The sequence below is a fragment of the Streptomyces sp. R41 genome (genome assembly GCF_041053055.1).
Lineage (GTDB): Bacteria > Actinomycetota > Actinomycetes > Streptomycetales > Streptomycetaceae > Streptomyces.
The window spans coordinates 8,785,317-8,809,893 of sequence record NZ_CP163443.1 but is presented as its reverse complement, the minus strand read 5'-3'; the positions used below and the strand labels follow the sequence as shown (position 1 = coordinate 8,809,893).

21 protein-coding genes and 1 pseudogene are annotated in these 24,577 nt (G+C 71.3%); 5 read left to right on the top strand and 17 right to left on the bottom strand.

Annotation, left to right across the window (positions count from 1 at the left end):
* The first annotated feature begins 43 nt into the window (after positions 1–43).
* Genes AB5J53_RS39935 through AB5J53_RS39925 form a run of 3 tightly spaced genes read left to right on the top strand, consistent with a single transcriptional unit; the run spans position 44 to position 3,283 of the window.
* Positions 44–622, top strand: a complete 579-nt coding sequence (locus AB5J53_RS39935; RefSeq protein WP_369250475.1) for a TetR/AcrR family transcriptional regulator — start codon at positions 44–46, stop codon at positions 620–622.
* Positions 619–2,232: an MFS transporter gene (locus AB5J53_RS39930; RefSeq protein WP_369250474.1), complete on the top strand. Its 1,614-nt coding sequence runs from the start codon at positions 619–621 to the stop codon at positions 2,230–2,232. The genes AB5J53_RS39935 and AB5J53_RS39930 overlap by 4 nt, the downstream gene beginning before the upstream one ends.
* The gene (locus tag AB5J53_RS39925) at positions 2,114–3,283 is read left to right on the top strand and encodes a serine hydrolase domain-containing protein (protein ID WP_369252763.1); all 1,170 of its coding nucleotides are present in this window, start codon (positions 2,114–2,116) and stop codon (positions 3,281–3,283) included. The genes AB5J53_RS39930 and AB5J53_RS39925 overlap by 119 nt, the downstream gene beginning before the upstream one ends.
* 9 nt (positions 3,284–3,292) lie before the next feature.
* On the opposite strand, the gene AB5J53_RS39920 is transcribed toward AB5J53_RS39925, so the two are convergent.
* From AB5J53_RS39920 to ribA, 3 genes are read right to left on the bottom strand one after another with little or no spacing between them, the layout of a single operon-like run.
* Positions 3,293–4,438: an NAD(P)/FAD-dependent oxidoreductase gene (locus AB5J53_RS39920; RefSeq protein WP_369250473.1), complete on the bottom strand. Its 1,146-nt coding sequence runs from the start codon at positions 4,436–4,438 to the stop codon at positions 3,293–3,295.
* A 23-nt stretch (positions 4,439–4,461) separates the two neighbouring features.
* Positions 4,462–5,475: an ornithine cyclodeaminase family protein gene (locus AB5J53_RS39915; protein WP_369250472.1), complete on the bottom strand. Its 1,014-nt coding sequence runs from the start codon at positions 5,473–5,475 to the stop codon at positions 4,462–4,464.
* Positions 5,472–6,179, bottom strand: coding sequence for a GTP cyclohydrolase II (gene ribA, locus AB5J53_RS39910; protein ID WP_369250471.1), 708 nt, complete (start codon positions 6,177–6,179; stop codon positions 5,472–5,474). Before ribA ends, AB5J53_RS39915 begins: the two co-directional genes overlap by 4 nt.
* A 39-nt stretch (positions 6,180–6,218) precedes the next feature.
* Between ribA and AB5J53_RS39905 the strand changes: the two genes are divergently transcribed.
* Positions 6,219–7,028, top strand: a complete 810-nt coding sequence (locus tag AB5J53_RS39905; RefSeq protein ID WP_369252761.1) for a creatininase family protein — start codon at positions 6,219–6,221, stop codon at positions 7,026–7,028.
* Between the two features lie 137 nt (positions 7,029–7,165).
* Here the strand turns inward: AB5J53_RS39905 and AB5J53_RS39900 are convergent.
* The 5 genes and pseudogenes from AB5J53_RS39900 to AB5J53_RS39880 form a co-directional block, all read right to left on the bottom strand.
* A pseudogene (locus AB5J53_RS39900) lies at positions 7,166–8,050 on the bottom strand (lysylphosphatidylglycerol synthase transmembrane domain-containing protein); the annotation flags it as partial.
* A 596-nt stretch (positions 8,051–8,646) separates the two neighbouring features.
* Entirely contained in the window at positions 8,647–9,573 is a 927-nt protein-coding gene (locus AB5J53_RS39895; RefSeq protein ID WP_369252759.1) for a class I SAM-dependent methyltransferase, read from the bottom strand.
* Between the two features lie 23 nt (positions 9,574–9,596).
* Positions 9,597–10,799, bottom strand: coding sequence for a glycosyltransferase family 4 protein (locus tag AB5J53_RS39890; protein WP_369250470.1), 1,203 nt, complete (start codon positions 10,797–10,799; stop codon positions 9,597–9,599).
* Complete coding sequence (locus AB5J53_RS39885) at positions 10,796–11,194, bottom strand: 6-pyruvoyl tetrahydropterin synthase family protein (protein ID WP_369250469.1); 399 nt, start codon at positions 11,192–11,194, stop codon at positions 10,796–10,798. Before AB5J53_RS39885 ends, AB5J53_RS39890 begins: the two co-directional genes overlap by 4 nt.
* 137 nt (positions 11,195–11,331) lie before the next feature.
* Positions 11,332–12,312 (bottom strand): zinc-binding alcohol dehydrogenase, encoded by a 981-nt coding sequence (locus AB5J53_RS39880; RefSeq protein WP_369250468.1) that lies wholly within the window; start codon positions 12,310–12,312, stop codon positions 11,332–11,334.
* Positions 12,313–12,418: 106 nt separating this feature from the next.
* Between AB5J53_RS39880 and AB5J53_RS39875 the strand changes: the two genes are divergently transcribed.
* On the top strand, positions 12,419–13,192 hold the full coding sequence (locus AB5J53_RS39875; RefSeq protein ID WP_369250467.1) for a CDP-alcohol phosphatidyltransferase family protein: 774 nt from the start codon (positions 12,419–12,421) through the stop codon (positions 13,190–13,192).
* On the opposite strand, the gene AB5J53_RS39870 is transcribed toward AB5J53_RS39875, so the two are convergent.
* The 9 genes from AB5J53_RS39870 to AB5J53_RS39830 form a co-directional block, all read right to left on the bottom strand.
* Positions 13,149–13,604, bottom strand: a complete 456-nt coding sequence (locus AB5J53_RS39870) for a hypothetical protein (protein ID WP_369250466.1) — start codon at positions 13,602–13,604, stop codon at positions 13,149–13,151. The two genes, AB5J53_RS39875 and AB5J53_RS39870, sit on opposite strands and share 44 nt — an antisense overlap.
* A 49-nt stretch (positions 13,605–13,653) precedes the next feature.
* The gene (locus AB5J53_RS39865) at positions 13,654–17,370 is read right to left on the bottom strand and encodes a choice-of-anchor D domain-containing protein (protein WP_369250465.1); all 3,717 of its coding nucleotides are present in this window, start codon (positions 17,368–17,370) and stop codon (positions 13,654–13,656) included.
* Positions 17,371–17,539: 169 nt separating this feature from the next.
* Complete coding sequence (locus tag AB5J53_RS39860) at positions 17,540–18,277, bottom strand: alpha/beta hydrolase family protein (RefSeq protein WP_369250464.1); 738 nt, start codon at positions 18,275–18,277, stop codon at positions 17,540–17,542.
* Between the two features lie 36 nt (positions 18,278–18,313).
* Entirely contained in the window at positions 18,314–19,690 is a 1,377-nt protein-coding gene (locus AB5J53_RS39855) for an NtaA/DmoA family FMN-dependent monooxygenase (RefSeq protein ID WP_369250463.1), read from the bottom strand.
* A 20-nt stretch (positions 19,691–19,710) separates the two neighbouring features.
* Positions 19,711–20,934, bottom strand: a complete 1,224-nt coding sequence (locus tag AB5J53_RS39850) for an LLM class flavin-dependent oxidoreductase (protein WP_369250462.1) — start codon at positions 20,932–20,934, stop codon at positions 19,711–19,713.
* A 108-nt stretch (positions 20,935–21,042) separates the two neighbouring features.
* A complete protein-coding gene (locus AB5J53_RS39845) occupies positions 21,043–21,210 on the bottom strand; it encodes a putative leader peptide (RefSeq protein ID WP_369250461.1) in 168 nt (55 codons plus the stop codon).
* Positions 21,211–21,393: 183 nt separating this feature from the next.
* Complete coding sequence (locus AB5J53_RS39840; RefSeq protein WP_369250460.1) at positions 21,394–22,428, bottom strand: ABC transporter substrate-binding protein; 1,035 nt, start codon at positions 22,426–22,428, stop codon at positions 21,394–21,396.
* A 62-nt stretch (positions 22,429–22,490) separates the two neighbouring features.
* Positions 22,491–23,279 carry an amino acid ABC transporter ATP-binding protein gene (locus tag AB5J53_RS39835; RefSeq protein ID WP_369250459.1) on the bottom strand — a complete coding sequence of 263 codons (789 nt, stop codon included), beginning with the start codon at positions 23,277–23,279 and terminating at the stop codon, positions 22,491–22,493.
* Positions 23,276–24,256, bottom strand: coding sequence for an amino acid ABC transporter permease (locus AB5J53_RS39830; RefSeq protein ID WP_369250458.1), 981 nt, complete (start codon positions 24,254–24,256; stop codon positions 23,276–23,278). Before AB5J53_RS39830 ends, AB5J53_RS39835 begins: the two co-directional genes overlap by 4 nt.
* Positions 24,257–24,577 lie beyond the last annotated feature (321 nt).

Below are 24,577 nucleotides of genomic sequence, written 5' to 3'. Positions count from 1 at the left end.
TTCCCGCGTAGACACTGTCTACGCGACCTGGTAGACAGTGTCTATGAGCGAATCGGAGATGGGGCTGCGGGACCGGCTGGTCGAGGTCGGTGTCGATCTGGTGACCAAGGAGGGCGCACAGGTCCTGACCTTGCGGGAGATCGCCCGGCGCGCCGGCGTCTCCCACGGGGCCCCGCGCCGCTACTTCCCGACGCACCTGGATCTGCTGTCCGCCATCGCGCGCCGGGGCTTCGCCGACCTGGGCGCCCGGGCCGCGACGGCGATCGGTGACGGCGAGGCGAGCCCTCGCGACCAACTCATGGCGCTGAGCAGGGTGTACCTGGACTTCGCGGTCACCCAGAGCGGAATGTATGAGCTGATGTTCCGTCACGATCTGCTGGAGAGCGGACGATTGGGGCTGCGGGAGACGAGCCTGCCGCTGTTCGGTGTCCTGGTGGACCTGGTCGGCCGGGTGCGGCCCGAGGCCGACGGCCCGGTCGTCGCGGGCGCGCTCTGGGCGAACCTGCACGGGATCGCCCAGCTGTGGGGCTGGGGCAGCCTCCAACTCGCCACGGGCGCCGACGACTTCGTACCCCTGTTGCATGCCGCGATTCAGGCGCATCTCGGGCCGGAGGAGCGGTGAACCCACCCGGCTCGGCGGTCCATCGCCGGATCACCCTCGCGAGCAGCGTCCTCGGGGCCGTGATCGTGGCCCTGGACGGAACCGTGCTCACCGTCGCCCAGCCCACGCTGCAACGTGATCTGCACGCCTCATTCGCGCAGGTCCAGTGGACCAGCACCGGCTATCTCATCGCGGTGGCAAGCCTGTTGGTGTTCGCGGGCCGGCTCGGGGACCGGTACGGCCATCAACGGGTCTTCGCCACAGGCATTCTGGGCTTCGGCGCCACGTCGGCCGGGATCGGTTTCGCGCCCGGCATCGGCTGGGTGATCGGGCTGCGGGTCGCGCAGGGCGTCTTCGGCGCGCTGCTGCAACCGGCCACGCTCGGGATGCTGCGCGCCGCGTATCCTCCCGACCGGCTCGGGATGCCCATCGCGCTGCGTACGAGCGCCATCGGTCTCGCCGCCGCCGGTCCGCTGGTCGGCGGGGCGCTCGTCACCCATCTCGACTGGCGCGCCGTCTTCTTCCTGAACGTGGTGCCCGCGCTCGTGATGGGTGCACTGGCGCTCGCCGTCCGCGGCCCGGTCCGACGCGGAACCCCGGCGGGCGGACCTGATGTGCCCGGCGCCTGTCTGCTCGCGTTGGTCCTGGCCGGTCTGGTGCACACGCTGGTCGGGATACCGGAGGCGGGCTGGACGGCGGCGACCGTGCTCGGGCTGGTCGTCGTCACGGTCGCGGGAGCCGCGTTCGTACGCCATGAACGCCGTACCGCGAGCCCGCTGGTCCCGTCCGACGTCCTCGGCTCGGCGGCCATCGGCGCCGCCCTCGGCATTCTGGTGGCCGCGTCGGCCTCGATGCTGGGCACGCTGTTCGTCGGCAGCTACTTCCTCCAGGAGACCCTGGGCCTGGACCCGTTGCAGACCAGCCTGAGGGCACTGCCCGGCGCCGTGATGATGGTGCTCGGCGCTCCCCTCTCCGCCGTACTCCTGCGCAGGTTCGGCGCACGGCCGACGACCCTGGCCGGGATGGGCGTCCTCACGCTGGGCGTCGTTGTGTTGTCCCGGCTCGACGAGGCGTCGACCGCGGTGCCGATCGGCGCGGGCTTCCTGCTGCTGGGCGCCGGTTTCGGAGCGGTGATGGTCGCCGCGACGGCGGTTGTCGTACGCCATGCCTCGGCGGAGTCGGCCGGCGTGGCGGGCGGGCTCCAGCAGACGGCGATGAACGTCGGGCCCACGCTGGGGGTCGCCGCGGCGGCGACGCTGATGACGCTCACGACCGGTGTCGCGACGGGTCCCCCGCTGACGGTGCTCGCGACGGTGTCCGCGACCGGTGTGCTGCTCGCCCTGAGGCTTCCGGGTCGCGCGGGTGTCGTGACCGCCGGTCAAGGTCCCCCGGGGGGACGCTTCCACCATCCGTACGAGACCATGAAGGACTGGAGCCGCAGCTCGGAGGAGAGTCATGGGACACCTGCGACAGGAGGTCGAGCCGCGCGAGGCCGGCCTCGATCCGAAGGCGCTGGCCCGCCTCGACCAGCACTTCACCCACCTGGTCGACGACGGCCGGCTGCCCGGCTACCTCGTGTCCGTGGCCCGGCACGGCCGTATCGCGCACCTGACCACGTACGGCTGTCGTGACCGCGCGGCCCGGCTCCCCGTGGAGAGCGACACCTTGTGGCGGATCTACTCCATGACCAAGCCGGTCACTTCGGTCGCCGCGCTGATGCTCCTCGAAGAGGGGCGACTCGGACTCGACGATCCCGTGGGCGACTTCCTCCCCGCCTTCGCCGACCCGCGGGTCTACGTCAGCGGATCCGGCCCCGACACGAAGACCCGCCCGGCCGGACAACCGATCCTGCTCCGCCACTTGTTGACCCACACCGCGGGCCTGACCTTCGGCTTCTACTACTCCCACCCGGTCGACGCCCTCTACCGGGACGCCGGTATGGAGTCGTCGGTGCCACCGGGCGCGAACCTGGCCGAGACCATCGACGTGTACGCCTCCCTGCCGCTCCAGTTCGAGCCGGGCACCCAGTGGAACTACTCGGTCGCCACCAATGTCCTCGGCCGTGTCATCGAGGTGGTGTCCGGCCAGGATCTCGACGACTTCCTCCGCGAGCGGATCTTCTCCCCGCTCGGGATGGCGGACGCCGGGTTCTGCGTCACCGACGAGCAGGCCGGCCGGCTCGCCGAGCTGTACGGGGAGGACGACAAGGGCGGGATCACCCCGATCGCCGGGCTGCCGCTGCACGGTCGCCCCCGCTTCCTGTCCGGCAGCGGCGGCATGGTGGCCACCGCTCACGACTACCACCGCTTCACGGAGATGCTCCGCCGCCGCGGCGAACTCGACGGAACGCGCCTGCTGAGGCCCGAGACCGTGGACATGATGGTCTCCAACCACCTCCCCGGCAACGCCGACCGCCGCACCTTCGGCAGCCCCGTCCACCAGGAACCCGGCAACGCGGGCCTCGGCTTCGGCCTCGGCGTCTCCGTCGTGGTGGACCCGGACGTCACCCGGTCCCCCGCCGGCGAGGGCGCGTTCGGCTGGAGCGGAGTGGCCAGTACGACGTTCTGGGTCGACCCGCGCCGCGACCTGACCGTCCAGTTCTTCACCCAGGTCCGCCCGACGACGTCCAACTCGCTCTTCCCCGAGCTCAAGCGGCTCGTGCACGAGGCGATGCTCGACTGACTCGGCGGTTCACACGAGGTTGACCTCCGGGCGCAGCGCGTCCGTGGCGAAGCGGTCCGCGCTCAGGGGGCCGATGTCGACGAAAGGGGCGCGACCGAGGTACAGGTCGCGGACGATTTCGCCGACGGCCGGGCCCTGCAGGAAGCCGTGGCCCGAGAAGCCGGTCGCGTACAGGAAGCGCGAGCACGAACTCGCCTCACCGATCAACGCGTTGTGGTCCGGGGTGATCTCGTACAGGCCCGCCCAGCCGCCCGTCCTGCGCAGGTCGAGCAGGGCGGGGGCGCGACGCTCCATCGCCGCGTAGAGGTGTGGGATCCAGCGGTCGTGCGTCTCCGTGGAGAAGCCGGGGGTCTCGTCGGGGTCGGACATGCCGAGGAGAAGACCGGGGCCCTCGGTGTGGAAGTAGAGGCTGGTCGTGAAGTCGATGGTCATGGGGAGCTCGGGCGGCAGTCCCGGGACCGGTTCGGTGACGGCGACCTGGCGGCGCAGCGGCTGCACCGGGAGGTCCACGCCGGCCATCGCGCCGACGGCCCGCGACCAGGCGCCCGCGGCACAGACGACCGTGTCGGTGGCGATCCGGCCCCGGTCGGTGACCACGGCCGTGATGGTGTCGCCGTGCGTCTCGATGCCGGTGACCTCGCAGTGCCGCAGCACGGTCGCGCCATGGCGGCGGGCCCCGGCCGCGTAGCCATGGACCACGGACTCGGGCGTGCAGTGGCCGTCGTCCGGCGAGAAGGCCGCGGCCAGCAGCCCGTCGGTGGTGATCAGCGGTGACAGCCGGCGCGCCTCGGCCGCCTCGATCATGCGGCTGGGCACACCGAGCGTGTTCTGCAGCCGCACGCCGGCCTCGAACGCGGCGACCTCGTCGGGCGTGGAGAGCAGGAACAGATAGCCGACCCGGTGCAGCCCGATGTCCTGGCCCGGTTCCTCGCCGAAGCGGGCGAAGGCCTCCAGACTGCGGGCGCCGAGCTGGATGTTGAGCTCGTCGGAGAACTGGGCCCTGACCCCGCCCGCCGCTCGCGAGGTCGACCCGGAGGCGAGTTCGTCGCGCTCCACGAGCGCCACGTCCCGCACCCCGGCGCGGGCCAGGTGGTAGGCGATGCTCGTGCCCATCACACCGCCGCCGATGACGACGACCTGCGCGGTCCTGTTCATCGGCGCGTCCGCCCGGCTCGGGTTCATCGGCGTGCCCGCCTCGCCCGGGCCGCGTCGATCACGGCCCAGGCCGCGGCGGCGTCCTGGATGCCGATACCGACGCTGTTGTAGAAGACGATGTCGTCGGGGCTCGTACGAGCGGTGTGCCGGCCGGTGAGCACGCCGCCGAGCGGGATCAGGTCAGCCCGCCTGAGCCGGCCGTCCCGCAGGGCGTCGACCACCGGTCCGGCGTGCTGCGCCGCGGTCCGCGGATCGTCGACGACCACCGCGGCGGCTCGCCGTACGACTTCCGCGTCGACCTCGCTGCGCGTGGGTTCGAAGGAGCCGACGCTGACGACCGTGCAGCCCGGCGCCAGCCACTCGCCGCGCACCACGGGCGTGGCGCTGAGGGTGCAGGCCGCGACCATCGGCAGGCCGGCCACGGCTTCCTCGGCCGTGTCGACGGCCTTGACGGCGACACCGAGCTCGGCGGCGAGACGCCGCGCCGCGTGCGCCCGTCGCCCCGGGTTCGGGCTCCACACCCGTACGGACCGCAGCTCTCGCACCCGGGCGACGGCCCGCGCGTGGGCGACGGCCTGGGTGCCGGAGCCGAGGAGGCCGAGCTCCGCGCTGTCGGCGGTGGCCAGCGCGTCGAAGGCGACGGCGCTGGCCGCGGCCGTCCGCAGGGTCGTCACCGCGGTGCCGTCCATGACGGCGACGAGCTGCCCGGTGACCGGGTCGAGCGCGTTGATCACCGCGTGGATGGTGGGCAGCCCGGCTGCCGTGTTGCCCGGATTGACACTGCCGATCTTGGCGACCGCGCCGGTGTCCGCGGACAGCCGGGCCAGATACGCGAAGACGACGCTGTCGTCGAAGCGGCTGGGGTGCATGATCTTCCCCGGGAGCTCCGCGGTGCCGTCACCGAGCGCGGTGAAGGCCGCGCGCTGCGAGGCGATCGCCGCGTCGGTGTCCAGCAGCTCCCCGACCTGCTCACCCGAGAGGTACAGCGGGCCGACGGCGTCTTCGTCGGGTCCGTCGTGTTCGTCGTCTTCGGTCATTCCTCAGTGATAACCGTCTTCGCCGATCCGCAAAAGATCGCCTGCGCCCAATCGCCGCCGTCCAGGTGGGGCAGGTAGTGGTCGAGGCGCTCCCGCTTGGTCAGCAGATAGCTGAGGTTCTCCTCGCACGGCGGGATCAGCAGCGGCACCTGCTCGGCGACCTTGATGCCGTTGCGCAGCAGCGACTCCCGCTTGCGCGGGTTGTTCGACAGCAGCCGTACGGACCGTACGCCGAGGTCGTGCAGTATCTCCGCCGCCACCCCGTAGTCGCGGGCGTCCACCGGGAGGCCCTGGGCGAGGTTCGCCTCGACGGTGTCCAGTCCCTCCGCCTGGAGCTTCATCGCGCGCAGCTTGGCGAGCAGGCCGATCCCCCGGCCCTCGTGGCCCCGGAGGTAGACGAGGATGCCACGGCCCTCGGCGACGATGGCGCGCAGTGCGGCGGCGAGCTGGGGGCCGCACTCGCAGTGCGTGGATCCGAAGGCGTCTCCGGTCAGGCATTCCGAATGAAGCCGGGTGAGCACATCGCCCTCCGCAATGGCGTCCAAGTCCCCGTACACCAGGGCCACTTGTTCCTCGCCCCGATCGTGGTCGAGGTAGCCGACGGCATGGAAATCGCCGTACTTGGTGGGCAAGGGGGCAATCACGACTCGTTCGACACCTGTGAGGTGGGCATTCCCGCCGAGTACGCCAAAGTTATCTGTCATGATCTGGTTCCTAAGCAGAGTCGAAAGGGCCGTGAAAACATGAGTAGTTCGGGAACGCGCTCGACGGTATCCGGTCTGTTGCCGCTGGACACCACGGAGGATGTGCGGGAGCGGGGGGCCGGTGTCGCCCGTCAGGTCGCCGTCCTTCCCGTCGGCAGCTTCGAACAGCACGGTCCGTTCCTGCCCTTGGCGACCGACACACTGGTCGCGTGCGCCATCGCGCGGGAGGTTGCCGCCGCGTATCCGGTCCATCTCCTTCCTCCGGTGACGATCTCCTGCTCGCACGAGCACGCGGCCTGGCCGGGGACCGTCAGCATCTCCTCCGTCACGCTGCACGCGGTGGTACGGGACATCGCCGACTCGTTGCGCGGCTCGGGCGTCGACACCCTGGTGCTGGTCAACGGGCACGGCGGAAATTACGTCCTGGGCAATGTGGTTCAGGAATCCACCGGCAGCGGTACCCGCATGGCGCTTTTCCCGGCCATGGAGGACTGGGAAGCGGCGCGCGAACGGGCCGGTGTGCAGACCTCGTTGCTCAGCGATATGCATGCGGGAGAAATCGAGACCTCCATTCTTCTGCACGCCCATCCGGAATTCGTCAAAGCCGGTTACGAGACCTCCGATTTCCTCGCCGACGACCGGCGGCATCTGCTCACCCTCGGCATGTCCGGCTATACCGAGTCCGGTGTCATCGGCCGTCCCTCGATGGCCTCCGCCGAGAAGGGGAAGGAACTGCTGGCGGCGCTCACCGATTCCTTCGGTGCGTATTTCTCCCTGGTGACGTCCAAGACGCTGCCCTCGGACGCCTCGGAAACGGGAACCTCGGCGGTCGTTGATCGTCGGCATTGATCGTGCCCTCCTGCGCTCTCCTCGCGGGGGCGCCGGAGCGCCGCGCACCACCGGACGACCAGGACAACGGCGCCGGGCAGGCTCGCCGCGAAGCTGAGCACTCCGTAGATCACGGCGACGGTCAGGCCCATGCTCGCGCCGAGCCCCGCGGCGCCGAACGCCCAGGCGGTGACGCCCTCCCTGGGGCCCCAGCCGCCGACGTTCAGCGGCAGCCCCATGGCGAGCAGGGCCAGCAGCGCCAGCGGCATCAACTGGGTGGCGGACGCGGTGGATCCAGCGACCCGGGCGGCGAGCACGAACATGGCCAGATGTCCGGCCAGCACCAGCACCGACGAGAGCAGCACACCGGGCCAGCTCCCCCGGGCGAGCAGAGCGCCCCGCGCCTCGGTGAGCGCGGCGCGGACGGCCCCGTACCGCTGGGAGCGGCCGGGTGCCCGGCCCCTGCGCACGGCGCCCACGGTCACCACTCCGCACACCGAAACGGTCGCCAGGATCACCGCGAACTGCCGGGTGTCGGCGAGCACCGGAGACGGCTCTGTGAGCAGCACCGCCGCCCCGACGGCCACCAGCACCGCCTGTCCCGCGGTCCGTTCGAGCACCACCGCCCGCACTCCGCGCCCCAAGTCCCCGGCGCTCTGCCCGTGCCGTACGGCACGGTGCACATCGCCGAGAACCCCGCCGGGCAGAGCCGCGTTCAGGAACAGCGCCCGGTAGTAGTCCGCCACCGCCGACCCCAACGGCAGCCGGATCCGCAGTCCACGGGCCACCAGACTCCACCGCCACGCGCTCAACACCGTGGTGAGCAGCCCGAGTCCGACCGCCGCCAGCAGCGTCACACCGTCGATCCGCCGCAGCCCGTCCAGAAAGACCCCGGTACCGAGCCGCCAGAGCAGCACACCGAGGATGACGACACCGGCGACGGTGCCGAGGTGGGTACGAACCTTGCGAGAGCCGAGCCGGGCACGCAGGCCGGCCGTGGGTCGGGTACGGGGCGGTGCTGCCTCGCTGCTGCCGACGGGCATCGAAGCCGCCGCGCTCTGGACACGGGCCGAGGCCGCCTCGCTGTCGACGGCCGGCGCATCCGCCGCGCTCTTGGCCCGGGTCGGGGCCGCCTCATCGCAGGCGGGAGTCGAGCCCGCCCCACCGTCGGCCCGGACCGGCTCCGCCGGCCCGCGGACAGCAGCCTGGCTTGCCGTGCTGCGGACGTGAGCCCGATCTGCCGCGCCGCGGGCGGGAGTCGAGCCCACTTCGCCGTCGGCCCGGACCGGCTCCGCCGCGCCACGGGCGGCAGCCCGGCCTGCCAGGCTACGGACATCAGCCTGATCTGCCGCGCCACGAGCAGGAGTCGAGCCCGCCCCGCTGCGAGCGGAGGGCGACCCCGCCCCGCCGTCGCCCTCGACCGGCTCCGCCGCGCCGCGGGCGTGAGGCAGGCCCGCCGTGCTGGGGGCCGGGATCGGCTCCGCCTCGCCGCGGATGCGGAGGACGGCCGCCTTGCCGAGGGTGCGGGCCACGCCCGCCCGGGCACGAGTCCTGCGCCTGCGGGCCACGCCCGTGCTCGTGTCCTTCGTATGTGTACGGATGGCGCCCGCGTCCACCCCCACTGCTTCCGCCCCCGCGCTCACGTCGCACCACCCGTCGGCCGGGGCAGCGCCAGCAGATCGCTGTGGTGGACCACTGCCCGCAACTCGCCCGCGGCGCACGCCGCCAGGCGGGAGCGCAGATACGACTCCGCGTGCGCCGCGAGGTCGGGCCGCTGCTCGCAGGCCGCGCCGACCCAGCCGCGCAGCCACTCCTCGATGAGCGCGGCGTCGTCGGGGCCGAGCCGCCAAGGGCTCGGATGCACCCGTACGGTCGCGCCGTGCCGGCCGAAGGCCTCGCAGGCCGCCGTGATGGCGTCGGGGCCGAGCAGCTCGCCGCGCCGCTGGTGGGCGTTGAACGCCTCGGCGAACTCGGCGTCGAGCGGGTCGGCCGACGCGAGTTCGATCCGCCCCGCGACGGACAGTGTCAGCAGGGCCGGGACGCCGGCGCCCACGCAGGCAGCCGCCAGCCGGTCGATCTCCTCGCCGGTGAGCACGTCGAGCAGCGCGGAGGCTGTCACCAGTGAGGCCCCGGCCAGGGCGTCGACGGTCAGCCGGCCGATATCGCCGCGCTGCGTGGTGACCGTGACGCCGCTGCCGTCGGCGGCCGCCCGGGGCGCCCCCACCGTCGCGAAGTGCAGCAGATACGGGTCCCGGTCGTGCAGGATCCAGTGCTGGGCGCCGTCCAGACGGGGGGCGAGCCAGCGGCCCATGGAGCCGGTTCCGCAGCCGAGATCGTGAATCACCAGGTCGCCGCCGCGCCCCGGCCGGTTCGCCAGCCGGATGCGCAACGGGTCGAGCAGCTCGGGCGCCCGCGCGCCGGCGTCGGCGCCCTCGCGCAACTGGAGCCACTGGGGGGCGTATCGAGGCACGTCGTCGGCTTCGGTCGCATCGACTCGCTGACCAGGCACACCAGTCCTCGCAATCTCCCCGGACCCGTCGGGCACCGCCGCGTCCCGCCCCGGCACCCCCGCGGGAGTCGTCGCCGTACTCACGCCGCCCTCCGAGGTTCCCGGGGCAGTCGGCCGAGCACGCCGGCCAGGCTGCGGGCCGTCGTGGCCCAGCCGTCCAGCGCGGCCCGGCGCCCACGCGCGGCCGCCTTGAGCCGGCGGCGTACGTCGGCCTCGCCGAACCAGCCGCGCAGCTCCGCGGCGAGGGCCGCCGGATCCTCCGGTGGTACGAGGATGCCGGGCACCCCGCCGTCGGGTGCGCGCCCGACCGCCTCGGGAAGGCCGCCGACGTCCGTCGCGAGGACCGGAATACCGCGCGCGAGGGCCTCGGTGACGGCCATGCCGTACGTCTCGGCGTACGAGGCGAGGACCATGAGGTCCGCCGCGGCGTAGCTCGCGTCGAGTTCGGCCCCGGCCTGCGGTCCGGCGAGGTGCAGCCGGTCGCCGAGGCCGTACTTCTCGATCAGGGCGCGCAGCCCGGCGACGTACGCCGGATCCTGGCCGAGTCCACCGACGCAGACGCAGCTCCAGGGGAGGTCGGTGACGGTCGCGAGGGCCTCGACAAGGCGGTGCTGCCCTTTGCGGGGGGTCACCGCGGCGACGCACAGCAGCCGCGAGACGCCGTCGGTGCCGGAGGCGAGCGGCGCGATGTCGGCGCCGGGCGCGGCGACATGGACGCGATCGGGGGCGAGCCCGTGGTGGGCGACGAGCCGGCGGACCGCCCAGTCGCTGGTGGCGACGACGGCCGACACGGCCCGCAGTGTCGTACGTTCCCGGGCGTCCAGGTCGGCGGCCACGGCGGGCGCGAGTCCCGTCTCGTCGCCGAGCGGCAGATGTACCAGAACGGCGAGGCACAGCCGTTCGGCCTCGGGGACGATGATCTCGGGGACGCCGCAGGCGACGAGTCCGTCGAGCAGGACGACCGTGCCGTCCGGCAAGTCACGGAGCGTACGGGCGAGTTCCGTACGGGCGGCGGATCCGGGGCTGGGCCAGCTGCCCGCGACGGCGTGCCGGTGGACCTGCCAGCCGAAGCCGGGCAGGTCCAGGCAGAGCCGCCGGTCGTAGGCGTTGCCGCCGCTGGGCGCGGCCGGGTCGTCGACGCCGCCCGGCATGACGAAGTGCACGGAGCGCAGGGACATGGGGATGATCTCGGCGTTCTTGAGAGCCGCGTTCTGTACGGGCACGTAATTCAGGGATGCGTTGCCCCTGTTCAGGGACGCCTGGTCCAGGGTCGTGTCGGTCACAGGGCACGCTCGTAACTCGCCCAGGCGATGTGCGACTCGTGCAGCGTCACCGTGATGCCCGCGAGGCCGTGGGCGCCCTCGCCCAGCGCCCCGGCGTGCACACGGTCGGCGAGACGGTCGGCGATGACCTTGGCCAGGAACTCCGTAGAGGTGTTGGTGCCCTTGAAGGCCGGCTCGCTGTCGAGATTGCGGTAGTTCAACTCGCTCACGACGGCGCCGAGTTCCTGGGTGGCCAGACCGATGTCGACGACGATGTTGTCGTCGTCCAGCTCGGCGCGCCGAAAGGTGGCGTCCACCAGGAACGTCGCCCCGTGCAGGCGCTGCGCGGGGCCGAAGACCTCGCCACGGAAGCTGTGGGCGATCATCAGGTGATCGCGGACGGTGATGCTGAACAACGGACGACCCTCCAGGTGCGGTGCGTCTGATCCCCTGCCGGGGGCACGCCGTGTAGTACGGCTGCCCCGTTCTCCTTGTTCAGCTGCCTGTTCCCCTTTCTTTGGAGTCGTTGGAGGTCAGGCAGGCTGTTGTGTGCTCAAACGTCGTCGTAGACCACCCGGTGGCACAACCCGGGTATCGATCCGGAGGCGAGCTTCGCCATCACGTCCGGCAGTTCCTCGAAGCCGCACTCGCCGGTGATCAGGGCGTCGAAGGCGGGTTCGGCGAGCAGTTCGAGGGCGAGGGCGAGCCGGTCGGCGTACGTCCTGCTGTCCCGGCGTGCCGGGGAAACGGAACCCACCTGGCTGCTGCGCACGACAAGGCGCCGGGAGTGGAAGGCCTCCCCCAGCGGCAGGCTGACGCGCCGGTCGCCGTACCAGCTCAGTTCGAGCACGGTCCCCTCCGGGCGGAGGAGTTCCAACGCCCGGGTGAGCCCCGCCTCGGTGGCGCTCGCGTGCACCACGAGGTCGCACTCGCCGGCGGCGTCCTCGGGAAGCGCGAAGTCGACGCCGAGGGCGCGGGCGATGTCGCCGCGTGCCGGGTCCGCGTCGACCAACTGGACACGGACGCCCGGGAAACGGGCGAGGAGCGCGGCGACGGAGCAGCCGACCATGCCGCCGCCCACCACGGCGATCCGGTCGCCGATCAGCGGCGCGGCGTCCCAGAGGGCGTTCACCGCGGTCTCGACGGTCCCGGCGAGCACGGCGCGCGAGGCGGGCACCGAGTCCGGTACGACCGTGACGGCGCTTGCCGGGACGACATACCGCGTCTGGTGCGGATACAGGCAGAAGACGGTCCGCCCGCGCAGCGACACGGGTCCTTCCTCCACTCTGCCGACGCTCAGATAGCCGTATTTGACCGGTGCGGGGAAATCGCCGTCCTGGAACGGTGCACGCATCGAAGCATGCTGACTTTCCGGAACGCCCCCGCGGAAGACGAGCGTCTCGGTGCCCCGGCTCACCCCGGAGCAGAGCGTGCGCACCAGCACCTCCCCCTCGGCGGGCGCCGCAAGGGCGACTTCCCGTATCTCGCCGTGCCCGGGCGACCGGAGCCAGAAGGCGCGAGCTGTGAGTTCCATGAGCGTCCCCCTGAACGTTTCAGCAGATCTTCACGTACGGAGCGGTGACAAGCCGCGCACTGTACGCGGCGTTGATCGACTCTGTCATACGGCCGGAGGATGTGCGGTGGCCCTGAACAACACGTACGACGCGAGGCTCCTGGCGCAGGAGACCACGGTGGGAGCGGGTGTGCAGCTCCTGTTGCTGGCTCTGCTGGGCACGGCGATCGGGATGGGGCCCGCGGGCTGGCTGACCGGCCTGGCCTTCGCGATCGCCACCTGGGCGGTCCTGACCCGCGCTCTGCGCCGCTCGCAGCCCCGCTCGTTCGGCCCCGCCAATCGGGTGACGCTGGGCCGGGCGATCCTGGTCGGCGGCGTCACCGCCCTGGTCGCCGACTCCTTCCAGAGTTCGCCCCCGGTCACCCTGCTGGTCGGTCTGACGGCGGTCGCCCTGATCCTCGACGGCGTCGACGGCAAGGTCGCCCGCCGCACCGGAACGTCCTCGGCGCTGGGTGCCCGCTTCGACATGGAGGTCGACGCGTTCCTGATCCTGGTGCTGAGCGTGTACGTCGCGATGTCGCTCGGCCCGTGGGTGCTGCTGATCGGCACGATGCGGTACGCCTTCGTGGCCGCCGCCCGCGTGCTGCCGTGGTTGAACGCCGCGCTGCCGCCGAGCATGGCGCGCAAGACGGTGGCGGCCCTGCAGGGCATCGTGCTGCTGGTCGCGGGCGCCGGGATCCTGCCGCACGAGGCGACCGTCGGGGCCGTGTTGCTGGCCCTCGCGCTGCTCGTCTGGTCGTTCGGCCGCGACATCACGTGGCTGTGGCGCCGGGGCGGCCGGAGGCTACCGGGATCCGTCAGCCCCTCGTCCCTGCCGGTACCGGCGCGTTCCGAGGGTTGATCACATGCCAGTGCAGATCGGCTCCGTTGGTGTCGGCCGGCTCGAGGTCCGCGGTGGACCAGTACAGCGGGGAGCCGTCGTACGTCACCTGGTCGCCGCCGTCGGGCCGTGCGACGGTGCCGAGTGTGCCCGCGATGCCGGGCGGCAGCCGGAGTTCGGCGCCGGGCGGGTTGAGCAGCGGCTTGTGGGTGTTCGTGCAGGGGCCGACGCAGCCGGCGGTCCCGGCGCTCTCCAGGTCGTAGCGGTAGAGCGTGCGCCCGTCCGGATCGGTGAGGACGCGCCCCATCGTGTCGGTGTCGGCGACATTGACGGTCAGCGGCGGGGGTTCGGGCGCCGCCACCGCGGGGTGTGGCAGGCCGAAACAGGACGCGATCGCGACCGCGGCCAGCAGGGGGGCAACCCGTCGACGCATGATGTTCTCCTCAGTCTGTCGCGTCCTCGGTATGTGTTGCGGTGGGTTCTCAGTAAGTGATCTTGACGCCTCTGACCGTGTGGTTGTCCGTGGAGCCGCCGGTGGCGCCGCTGAACCCGACGAGCACGTTCCGCGGCAGGGTCACCGCGGTGTCGATGACCTGGGTGCCGTCCACACTGACCAGGATGTGCCCGGCGGTCGTCACGCTCACGTCGACGACATGCGTGCCGGTCCGCAGGGCGGGAACGGCCGTCGAGGTGGCGGCGTACTGGAAGGGGGATCCATTCCCGCCGATGGCCACCCCCACGAAGTTGGCCGAGGGGTCGCCGGTGTTCCGGTATGTGTCCAGGGTGACGGCGATGCCCGGCAGCCCCGCGTAGCCGAGGCCTCCGCCTCCCCCGCCCAGCGCCGTGGGAGTCGCCCTGGTCGAGTCGAGCAGCAGGAAGGCGAGGCCGTCGGCGCCGGTGCCGCCGCCGATCTCGGCGGTGAAGGTGGCCTTCAGCCGCGCCGACGGTACGACGGTGGCCTGGACGGCGGACCCCTTGGTGTTCTGCACGGCCTTGGTGAGCGACAGGTCGGTGCCGGACAGCACGGCGGATCCGTTGTAGGTCCACCCGTTGGGCCCGGGCGGTGGCACCGCGTACGAGGCCGCGGTGATGACCGTGTCCCGGACCGTGTGGATGTCGGTCAGCCCACCGGTGGCGCCGGTGAAGGCCGGCAGGGCGGTCGCGGGCAGCGAGGCCACCGTCGTGGTCAGCAGCTTGATGCCGTCCATGGAGACGGTGATCGTCTTCCCGGAGATGGAGACGGCGACGGCGTGCGGGCCGGAGCGCAGGTTGGGCACGTTGGTGGTGGTCGCCGCGTAGGTGAAGGCGCCACCGCTCTCCCCGGTGGCGATGCCGACGAAGTTCGACGACGGGTCGCCCGGGTTGCGGTAGGTGTCGAAGGTGATCGCCACGCCGGGCTTCCCCCGCCAGCCGAGGCCTCCGCCGTCAGCGCCCAGCGCACTGGGGGTGGCCTTGGCCGGGTCCAGCAGGCCGAAGGTGAGGCCGTCGGCGCCGGTACCGCCGCCGATGACGGTGGTGAACGCCGCCTTGAGGCCGTCGGTGACCACCGGGACGGGGAAGACTCCCGAGCCTGCCTGGTGCCCGCCGGTCTGGGTGAGCTGGAGGTCGTTGCCGGAGAGCTGCGCGGATCCGTTGAGCTTCCAGCCACCCGCTCCGGGCGCCGGGACGGTGACCTTGCTGGGTGCGGCCCCCGTGCCGGTGAGCGTTTCGTTCTGCGGTCCACGGCCGTCGTCGGAGGTGAGCTGGTAGGTGCCGGTGACCGCGCCGAGGGCGGTCGGCGAGAAGGTGACGGCCTGGTGGATCACGTCGTCAGGGCCGACGACCTGACCCTCGCTCACGGGACTGGTCACGTGGAACGGCGCCGCAGGCGGTGCCGCCTTGGTGATGGTGAGGGGGATGTTGCCCGTGTTGCTGATGTCGAAGGTCTTGGTGACCGACTGCCCGACCGCGACATTGCCGAAGCCGGTGGACGTCGGGGTGATCGTCAGATGTGCCTGGCCGGTCACCGCCGTGCCGGTCAGACTCACGGTCGCGGTGCCGTTCTGCCCGGTGACCGAGAGCGTCCCACTGTTGTCGCCGGCGACCGTCGGGCTGTACTTCACCTGCACGGTGACGGATTGCTGAGGCTGGACGACGGTCCCGCTCGCGGGCATACCGACGGCGCTGAACGGCGCGTTCGGCGCGCTGCTCCCCGAGATCGTCTCGGCCTCGGTACCGGTGTTGGTGAAGCTCACGCCCAGGGTCTTGGACGTTCCGGTGGCCACGGTGCCGAAGGCCAGGTTGGACGGGGCGGCCACGAGGCCGGGTTGGGTGCCGTAGCCGTTCAGGCCGAGCCCGAAACTGCCGGTATTCGTGGTGAAGTTCAGCACGGAACTGTCCGCGCCGGGTGTGGTCGGCGCGAACGAGACCGGCACCGAGTAGGTGTCGCCCGAGTGCAGCGTGACCGGCAGACCGGTGGGCGCGGCGGAGAACCGACTGCCCGACGGCGTGGTCACCGCCGTGATCGTGACGTCCTGGGTGGCGGTCACCTTGGCCGTGGCGTGGCCGGTGCTGCCCACGGCCACCCGGCCGAAGTCCACCGCGCTGCCGGTGAGCGCCCCGCTGGACGGGCGTCCGAAGGCGAGGACGTGGCCGTCCCGGGTGCCGACGTAGACCCGTCCGCCGTCGGTGGCGGGCACGGCGAACTTGGACGCGGTGCCGATCGGGGCCGAGAAGCGCAGCCTCAGCGTCCCGTTCGAGGGCACGGCGTCGTACGCGCGGATCTGGCCGTTGGCCCCGTTGGAGCCGTCCGAGTAGATCGCCCAGACCAGGGCGGAGCCCGGCGTGGTGCCGGTGGAGGTCACGACGGGCGAGCCCGAGGTGTAGCCGAAAGTGCCGGTGCTGGTGCCGGTGTTGGTCAGGGTGGGCTGGCCCGAGCCGTTGACGCCGTACGCGAAGGCCCGCAGCGGACCTCGGCTGCCGGTCGTGTACACATAGCCGCCCTCGGCGCCGTACACGGCCGGGTGCCCCCAGACGCCCTCGTACGGGCCGAAGGTGCCGACCACCGCGTCGGTGCCGCCGGGGCCCTGGCTGCGGCCGCCGAGGTTGTCCCGGTCGAGGAGGAAGAGGCGGCCGTCCTTGCCGATCTGCGCCATGAGACGGGGGTGCTGGGTCGTGCCGAAGGTCGGACCGGGCAGCGCCACGGGACCGCCCGAGCCGAAGTCGGTGTCGTTCTGGTCGAGGGTCGGGGCGTTGCTGGGGCTGAAGAAGTCCTGCGCGGACATCGTGCCGTCGCTGTTGACGCCGAGGCGGACCACCGACTCGGCCAGCTGACCCGGCGGCTTCGAACCCGGGCCGGGCGCCGGGGAGATGCCGTTCCCGGTGGACAGGAAGATCCGGCCGGGGCCGTCGGAGACCAGGCCGCCGCCGCTCATCCAGATGCCCGCCATGCCGTTGGCGGAGGAGTCCTCGGTGGCCCACAGGGTGGTGTTGCGGGTCGTGGTGTTGACGCCGAGGACATAACCGACGTACGGGCCGATGTCACAGTGCGAGGCGAAGGCCACGTACACCGAGCCGCCCATCAGGAGCAGGCCGGGGCGCTGGGCGGCGGTGAACGCGTTGAAGGGATGTCCGGGGTCGTTGACCGGCGCGCCCTGCACCTTCACCGGCCAGCCGCTGCGCTCGGTACCGGTCGTCGCGTCCAGCGCGTGGACGTACCAGTTGGGGTGGTTGGTGTCCGCACCGTCGTTGATCTTGGCGGTGAGGTAGACGGTCTTGGTGGCCGGGTCGTAGACGGGGGTCGAGGTCACCCCGAAGTTCGGCACCAGGTCTCCGCAGCCGATCGCCGACGCGGGCCAGGGCGCACCCAGGTTCTTCGTCCAGTTGACCTTTCCGGACGCCGAGTCGAGCCCGTACACCTTGGCGTTCTCGGTGGCAGCGACGACCGTCTTGCCGACGACCAGCGGCTGGGCGTAGACCTGACCGTCCACGGTGGTGGAGAACTGCTGGCCGAAGTCGGAGCTGGACACCTGGGCGGGCGCCAGGCCCGGCTCGTTCTGGTCCCATCCGGTACGGAGATTGTCGACCGAGACCGTCGACTCGTCGGCCCGGGCGGGCGCGGCCGCGAGCACGGGCAACGTGCCGCCGGTCCCCAGCAGCAGACAACCCGTCAGCAGCGCGAGCAGCCGGTGCCCTGTGCGCCGTCCGCGCGTGCTGCGCATGTCTCCACCTCGGTGCGTGAGTGCGCGAGGGCGGAGACCGGCCGGTCCCGCCGGCGATCATCGTCAGCGGGATGGGCCTATATACGTACGTATTCGGTCCGCGGGTGCGGCGTTGTTCACCCCGATAGGTCAAGGACGGACGACTCCGGTGATCACCGGGCGGCCGAGGTCAGCCGTACGTCTTGAGGAAGGCCTTGACCTCGTCCCAGACGGACGGCTGTTGCAGCAGGATGTCGCTTCCATGGGCAGCGCCCGAGACCATCTCCAGCTTTTCGCCGTGGGACTTCTTCGCCAGCTTGTCGAGATCCTTGGCGTCCTGGGCGAAGCGCCCGTCGCCCGCCGCCGCGAGGAAGTAGACGGGCATGGCCAGGTCCGGGACCGCCTTCGTGGCGTCCATGTCGCTGTAGAGGCCAGGACCCGAGAGGGACACCACCGCCGCGACGGCCGGCTCGATCTTCGAGGCGGCGACGAGGGAGGCGGTGCCGCCCTTCGAGGCACCCATCAGAAGGATCTTCTTCGCTCCTTCACTCCGCAGCCGGGCGGCGGCGCCCTCGATCTCCGGGACTTCGGAGGAGTTGCTGTTGACGGCGAGCACCCGATAGCCGGCGGTCGCGAGCTCGTCGGCGGACGGAATCCAGGAGCAGACGTCGTTGTTCGACTGGTGGGACAGGACGATGCCGGTGGCGCCGGTGCCTGCCTCGTAGCCGTCGACGTCGTTGCCCTCGGTGTCCTTGAAGGTCACCGAGTGCTTGAGCTGCTTGCCCGCAAGACACCCGAAGTCGTTGGCCGTGGCCTTTGTCGTGGTCGTCTTCGTCGCCTTGCCACCGGTGTCGCCGTCACCGCAGGCCCCCAGCACCGGTATTCCGGCACACAGGAGCACCACGGCAGCCCGGGCCGATCGCCTCATGCCGCCCTCCCTCGCAAGAAGCCCCGCGTGACCACTTCACGACGCGACCCGTTCGCCCGGCGCGCTCTCGTCGGGATGGGTCAGGCCGAGGTGATCGCGCAGAGTAGTGCCCTCGTACTCCGTGCGGAAGACCCCGCGCTCCTGGAGCAGCGGGACCACGGTGTCGGCGAATGCGTCGAGGCCCCCGGGGGTGATGTGCGGGACGAGGATGAATCCGTCGGAGGCGTCGGCCTGGACGAAGGAGTTGATGGTCTCGGCGACGGTGGCCGGGGAGCCGACGAAGGACTGCCGATTGCCGGTCTCGATGACCAGGTCGCGGATCGACCAGTTGTTGGCCGCCGCCCGCTCCCGCCACTCCCGGGCGGTGGCCAGCGGGTCGCGGTACATGCGCACCTGGGCACGGCCGCGGGCGATGGTGTGCTCGCCGAGGTCGGGATCGATGTCGGGGAGCGGGCCGTCCGGGTCGTACGCCGACAGGTCGCGGTTCCAGACGAACTCCAGGTGCTTGATGGCCGTGGCGCCGCTGACCTGCTGCCGGCGCACCTCGCGGGCGCGCTCGCGCGCCTCGGCGTCGGTGTCCGCGAGGACGAAGGTCGCGGCGGGCAGGATCAGCAGCTGGTCGCGGCTGCGGCCGTGGCGGGCCAGGCGGCCCTTGACGTCCGTGTAGAACGCCTGGCCTTCCTTGAGGGTGCTGTACCGGCTGAAGATCGCGTCGGCGTGGGAGGCGGCGAACTCGCGGCCCTCGTCGGAGTCGCCCGCCTGGAAGACCACCGGCCGGCCCTGCGGGCTGCGCGGGACGTTGAACTGCCCCTCGATGTCGAAGTGCTGCCCCTTGTGCACAAAGGCTCCGGCCTTCGCGTCGCGCAGGAAGGTGCCGGTCTCCTGGTCGGCGACGATCTCGTCGCCGTGCCACGAGTCGAAGAGCTCGTGCGCGGTGGTGAGGAACTCCCTGGCCCGGGAGTACCGCTCCTCCTGCGGGAGAAAGCCGCCGCGGCGGAAGTTCTCGCCGGTGAAGGCGTCCCAGGAGGTGACGACGTTCCACGCGGCCCGCCCGCCGGAGAGGTGGTCGAGGCTCGCGAACTGGCGGGCCACCTCGTACGGCTCGTTGAAGGTGGAGTTGATGGTGCCGGTGAGACCGAGGTGTTCGGTGACGGCGGCGAGCGCGGTGAGGATCGTGAAGGTGTCGGGCCGCCCCACGACGTCCAAGTCGTAGATCTTGCCGCCCTGCTCACGCAGCCGCAGCCCCTCGGCGAGGAACAGGAAGTCGAACTTGGCGCGTTCGGCGGTCCGCGCGAAGTGCGCGAAGGAGCTGAACTCGATGTGGCTGCCGGCCTGCGGGTCGCTCCATACGGTGGTGTTGTTGACGCCGGGGAAATGGGCGGCCAGATGGATCTGCTTCAGCGGCTTGCTCATGGTCGTACGGTCCCTCCGGCTCAGACGGTGGTGGCGGCGTAGCGGTTGGCGGGGCGCGCGAGTCCCAGCAGCCCGCGCAGGGTGTCGGCCTCGTACGACTCCCGGAAGGCGCCGCGGCGCTGGAGTTCGGGAACCAGGCCCCGGGTGACGGCCGGCAGGTCGTGGCCGACGACCGCGGGGCGCAGCCGGAAGCCGGACAGCCCTGCCTCCGCCAACTCCTGGAGCAGATCGGCCAGTTGGACGTGCGTTCCGGTGAAGATCCGCGCGTCGCTGGTGTACGGGTGACCCGCGATCGAGTCGAGACGCTCGCGGCGCGCCACCGCGGCAGCGGGGTCGTCGTCCAGGAACACCACCAGGTCGCCGAAGAGGTGCAGCGGCTCCGCGGCACGCCCGGAGGCGTCCTGTGCGGCGCGCACCGCGGCGACGACGGCGCGTGCCTGCTCGGCGTCGTGCGGGGTGACGTATCCGAGATCGGTGGAACGCCCCACCAGCCGGAACGGCGCGCCCGTCCCGCTCTCGTGGGCCAGCGCGGTGACCAGGGGCTGGCCTTGCGGCGGGCGGGGGGTGATCGAGGGGCCCTTGACGCTGAAGTGCCTGCCCTCGAAGTCGATGTAGTGCAGCTTGTCGCGGTCGACGAAGCGGCCGGTGGCCACATCCCGGATCTCCGCGTCGTCCTCCCAGCTGTCCCACAGCCGGCGCACCGCTTCGACGTAGTCGGCGGCCTCGTCGAAGAGCTCGACGCTCAACTCCCTGATGGCCGGGCTCTCCAGGTCCTCGAAACGGAACGGGGGGAAGGTACGGCGGCCGAAGTGCGCGGCCTCGTTCGCGCGCGCCGACACCTGCACCCTGACGCCCGCGCGGCCTGTGCTCACATAGTCGAGGGTGGCGATCGCCTTGGAGATATGGAAAGGCTCCGTGTGGGTGGCCACCACCGTCGGCACCAGTCCTATGTGGCTGGTCAATGGCGCGACGCGGGCCGCGATGAGGACGGCGTCGAGGCGTCCGCGTACCTGGTCCGTCCGCCCGTCGGGTTCGGTGAAGTGCGAGGACTGGAGCCCGAGCGCGTCCTCGATCGTCACGAAGTCGAGCAGCCCGCGCTCGGCCTCGGCGACCAGGTCGGTCCAGTAGGCGGCGGTGAGCAGCTCCCGCGGGCGGGCCACCGGCTCGCGCCACGCGGCCGGATGCCAGCCGGCGCCGTCGAGCGCGACGGCGAGATGCAGGGGGGTAGAGCTGGATGAGGACACGAATGGGTGCCTTCCTGGAGGTCCGTACGAGATCGCCGACCCTCGGGGAAGGTCCGGCGGCTGGGGGAACGCAGCGAAGGGAGCCCCAGCCTCAGGCTGGGGGGAGCGTCAGGCGCAACAGAGCGCGCCGGCCACGCGCAGCAGATCGATGTGCGGCCGGGTGTGGAGGCGCACGCGGCGGCGCGGCGCGAGCTCCCTCACGGGAAGGCGGGACGCGCTGAGCATGTCCATCACCTCCACGGAGTTCGGCATCATGTAGGACAACGGCACGGCCACGCCGTTTCTTCCGGCCGGCGGGCCCGGACTTCGCCACCAGGACGAAGTGAGGACGTGCGAGTGCGGCAGGGCGGCACGGACGCTGGTGGACAGAGGAGTGCGGGGTCTGCGTGACGGGGCGCGGGCGGGCGACCGGCCACCGGACTCCCCGACCGACGGCGGTGGAGTCCGGTGGGCGGAGGGTCAGGAGTTGTCGAGCGGCAGGCCGGCCGGGTTGACCTCGGCCTTGGCGACGGCCTCGTCGGAGAGGTTCCAGGCGGACAGCCACTTCGCGTACTGGCCGTTCTTGATCAGGTAGTTGATCGCGTCGGCGATCGGTGCGGCCACGCCGCTGTCCTTCTTCGTGGTCGCCGCGATCAGGCCTTGCAGCGACGCGCCGGCGCCGGAGAACGTGCCCGCGCTGCGCGTCGGGTTGGGCGACTTGGCGGTCTGCGTGACGTGGTAGGCGACACCGGGGTTGGCGGCGAAGTACGCGTCGATCTTTCCGCCGGTCAGCGCCAGGTAGGTGCTGTTCTTGCTCGCGAAATGCTTGACGGTGAGCTGTTTGCCCTCCTTCTTGAGCTTGGTCTGCCACTCCAGAAGGATCTTCTCCTGGTTGGTGCCGTTGTCGACGGCGACGGTCTTTCCGGCGAGGTTCTCGTAGTCGCCGTCGAAGTTCCACGTGCTCTTCTTGAGCACCTCGAAGCCGACGTTGTCCTTCCGATAGGAGGCGAAGTCGTACTTCTTCTTGCGCTCCTCGGTGTCGGTGATGTTGGCGAAGGCCACGTCGACCTTGCCGCTGTCGACACCGACGAACATGTTCTCCCAGGTGGAGTTCTTCAGCTCCGGCTTCAGGCCGAGCACCGCGGCGACCAGGCGGCCGAAGTCGGGTTCCGCGCCGGTGAGGGTCTTCTGGTCCGAGCCGACGTACGCCAGGGGCGGGAAGCCGTCGGGCAGGGCGCCGACGCCGATCTCCAGCTTGCCGCTCCTGCGGACCGACGCGGGCAGCTCGGCGCTGATCGACTTCACCTCGGAGACCTTCAACTCGGTCTGCTGGGCGGCCCCGTTGGACAGCTGTCCCACGGTCACCGTGCCCGCGACGTCGGTCGTGGTGGCGGCGTCGCTGTCGCCCCCGCAGGCGGCGAGCCCGGCGGCCAGTGAGGCAACGGCACTCGCCGCGGTGATTCCGCGTATCAGGCTGCGTCGTATCAGGCTGCGTCGAGAGAAGTGCGTAGGCATGGCTGTCCTTGTCGCTGGGTGAGGGTGTGACTGCGGTGACGTGGCAAAAAGGGAGGCGCCGGTCAGAGCACCTTGCTGAGGAAGTCCCGGGTCCGCTCGTGCCGCGGGTGGTCCAACACCTGGGCGGGCGGGCCCTGTTCGAGGACGCGGCCACCGTCGATGAAGACGATCCGGTCGGCGACCTCGCGGGCGAAGCCGATCTCGTGCGTGACGACGACGAGGGTGGTGCCGCTGGTCGCCAGGTCCTTGATGACGGCCAGGACCTCGCCGACGAGTTCGGGGTCGAGCGCCGAGGTGGGCTCGTCGAACAGGATGATCCCCGGGCGCAGGGCGAGGGCGCGGGCGATGGCCACGCGCTGCTGCTGGCCGCCGGACAGCTGGCGCGGGTAGGCGCCGGACTTCTCTCCCAGGCCCACCCGGCCGAGCAGTTCCCGTGCCAGCTCCCGGGCCTCGGGCTTGGTCAGCTTCCCGGTGGCCACGGGTGCGGCGGCCACGTTGTCGAGGACGGTGAGATGCGGGAAGAGGTTGAAGTTCTGGAAGACGAAGCCGATGCGGCTGCGCTGGGTCAGGATGGCGCGTTCGCTGAGTTCCTTCAGACGCTCGCCATGCCGTCGTACGCCGATCAACTCGCCATTGACGCTGACGTATCCGACCTCGGGCTTCTCCAGGTGGTTGATCACCCGCAACAGCGTCGACTTGCCGGAGCCGGAGGGACCGAGGATGACGGTGACCTCGCCGGGCCGCACGGTCAGGTCGACCCCGTCGAGCACCCGGTGGGCGCCGTACCACTTGTGCACGTCATGGACCTCAAGGGCGGCGGGACGCGCGTCGAGGGTCTGGGCGGTGGTCATACGGCGGCCTCCTTGCGCAGCCGGGCCCGCAGATCACTCAGGCCGGTTCGCACCTTCTGCAGCGGTGTCGGCGGCAGGGTGCGCGTCGCGCCCCGGGCGAAGTACCGCTCGACGTAGAACTGGACGACGGACACGGCACTCGTGAGGATCAGGTACCAGACGGTGGCGACCAGCAGCAGCGGCACGATGTCGCCGGGGTAGGTGCTGCCCATCGTCTGCACCGAGCCGAACAGGTCGAGCAGCGACACGTAGAACACCAGGGACGTGCCCTTGATCAGGCCGATCAGCTGGTTGACGTAGTTCGGGGTGATGGACCTGAGCGCCTGCGGGAAGACGATCCGGGTGAACTGGTACGTCTTCGGCAGGCCGAGCGCGGCAGCCGCCTCGTGCTGGCCCTGGTCGACGGAGAGGATTCCGCCGCGGACGACCTCGGACGCGTACGCCGCCTCGTTGAGACTCAGGCCGATGACGGCGACCGCCATGTCGGTGGCGAGCCGCGACTCGTCGAAGGTGACGAAGGCCGGCCCGAACGGCACACCGAGGCTCAACGTCTTGTAGAGGGCGCTGAAGTTGTAGAGGAAGATCAGGACGACGATCAGCGGTACGGAGCGGAACAGCCACGTGTACACCCAGCTCACCGCGCGCAGCACCGGGCTCCCGGAGAGCCTGGCGAGGGCGAGCAGGACCCCACCGAGCAACCCCAACACCGCACTGAGCGCGGCCACTTCGAGGGTGATGACGAGGCCGTCGAGGATGGTGGGGCGCAGGAACCAGTAGCGGAAGCGGTCCCACTGGTAGAAGGGGTTCGTGGCCAGGCCGTGGATGATCTGGGCGACCACGACCAGGACGACGGCTGTGGCGATCCAGCGGCCCGGCCTGCGCAGCGGCAGCACGCGCTGGGCTGTGAGCGGCTTCGCCGGGGATTCTGCGGGCGGTGCCTCGGCCAGGGACACGGCGGCGCCAGGGGGTTGACTCATGAGGGCTCCAGCGGGGAGGGACACCCCGGGCGCGGCGTACGCGACGGCACCGCAGCACAACGGGGACGGCTGCGGATGTCGAAGAACGGGAGGACGCCGGTACCGGGGGCTGGTTTGGCAGAGGGCACACCGCGGCGGCGGTGCGCGTCAGAGATTCAGAACGCCGTCAGCCTTGACAGCGGGCACAGCCCGAAGCGGTACACAGGGCGCTGTTGACGCGGAGCAGATCGACGCAGCGGTTCGCGCACAGCAGTACGCAGCCGCGGGGCCGCCGTGCGGCCTTCCTCGACGCTACGTCCATCGCCGTCTCCGTCACTGTTC

What these genes read in the sequence shown, in the direction of transcription:
- AB5J53_RS39935 (WP_369250475.1), top strand. Translation starts at nt 44, where the DNA reads ATGAGCGAATCGGAGATGGGGCTGCGGGACCGGCTGGTCGAGGTCGGT.
- AB5J53_RS39920 (WP_369250473.1), bottom strand. Translation starts at nt 4,438, where the DNA reads ATGAACAGGACCGCGCAGGTCGTCGTCATCGGCGGCGGTGTGATGGGC.
- AB5J53_RS39915 (WP_369250472.1), bottom strand. Translation starts at nt 5,475, where the DNA reads ATGACCGAAGACGACGAACACGACGGACCCGACGAAGACGCCGTCGGC.
- ribA (WP_369250471.1), bottom strand. Translation starts at nt 6,179, where the DNA reads ATGACAGATAACTTTGGCGTACTCGGCGGGAATGCCCACCTCACAGGT.
- AB5J53_RS39905 (WP_369252761.1), top strand. Translation starts at nt 6,219, where the DNA reads ATGAGTAGTTCGGGAACGCGCTCGACGGTATCCGGTCTGTTGCCGCTG.
- AB5J53_RS39880 (WP_369250468.1), bottom strand. Translation starts at nt 12,312, where the DNA reads ATGGAACTCACAGCTCGCGCCTTCTGGCTCCGGTCGCCCGGGCACGGC.
- AB5J53_RS39870 (WP_369250466.1), bottom strand. Translation starts at nt 13,604, where the DNA reads ATGCGTCGACGGGTTGCCCCCCTGCTGGCCGCGGTCGCGATCGCGTCC.
- AB5J53_RS39865 (WP_369250465.1), bottom strand. Translation starts at nt 17,370, where the DNA reads ATGCGCAGCACGCGCGGACGGCGCACAGGGCACCGGCTGCTCGCGCTG.
- AB5J53_RS39860 (WP_369250464.1), bottom strand. Translation starts at nt 18,277, where the DNA reads ATGAGGCGATCGGCCCGGGCTGCCGTGGTGCTCCTGTGTGCCGGAATA.
- AB5J53_RS39855 (WP_369250463.1), bottom strand. Translation starts at nt 19,690, where the DNA reads ATGAGCAAGCCGCTGAAGCAGATCCATCTGGCCGCCCATTTCCCCGGC.
- AB5J53_RS39840 (WP_369250460.1), bottom strand. Translation starts at nt 22,428, where the DNA reads ATGCCTACGCACTTCTCTCGACGCAGCCTGATACGACGCAGCCTGATA.
- AB5J53_RS39835 (WP_369250459.1), bottom strand. Translation starts at nt 23,279, where the DNA reads ATGACCACCGCCCAGACCCTCGACGCGCGTCCCGCCGCCCTTGAGGTC.
- AB5J53_RS39830 (WP_369250458.1), bottom strand. Translation starts at nt 24,256, where the DNA reads ATGAGTCAACCCCCTGGCGCCGCCGTGTCCCTGGCCGAGGCACCGCCC.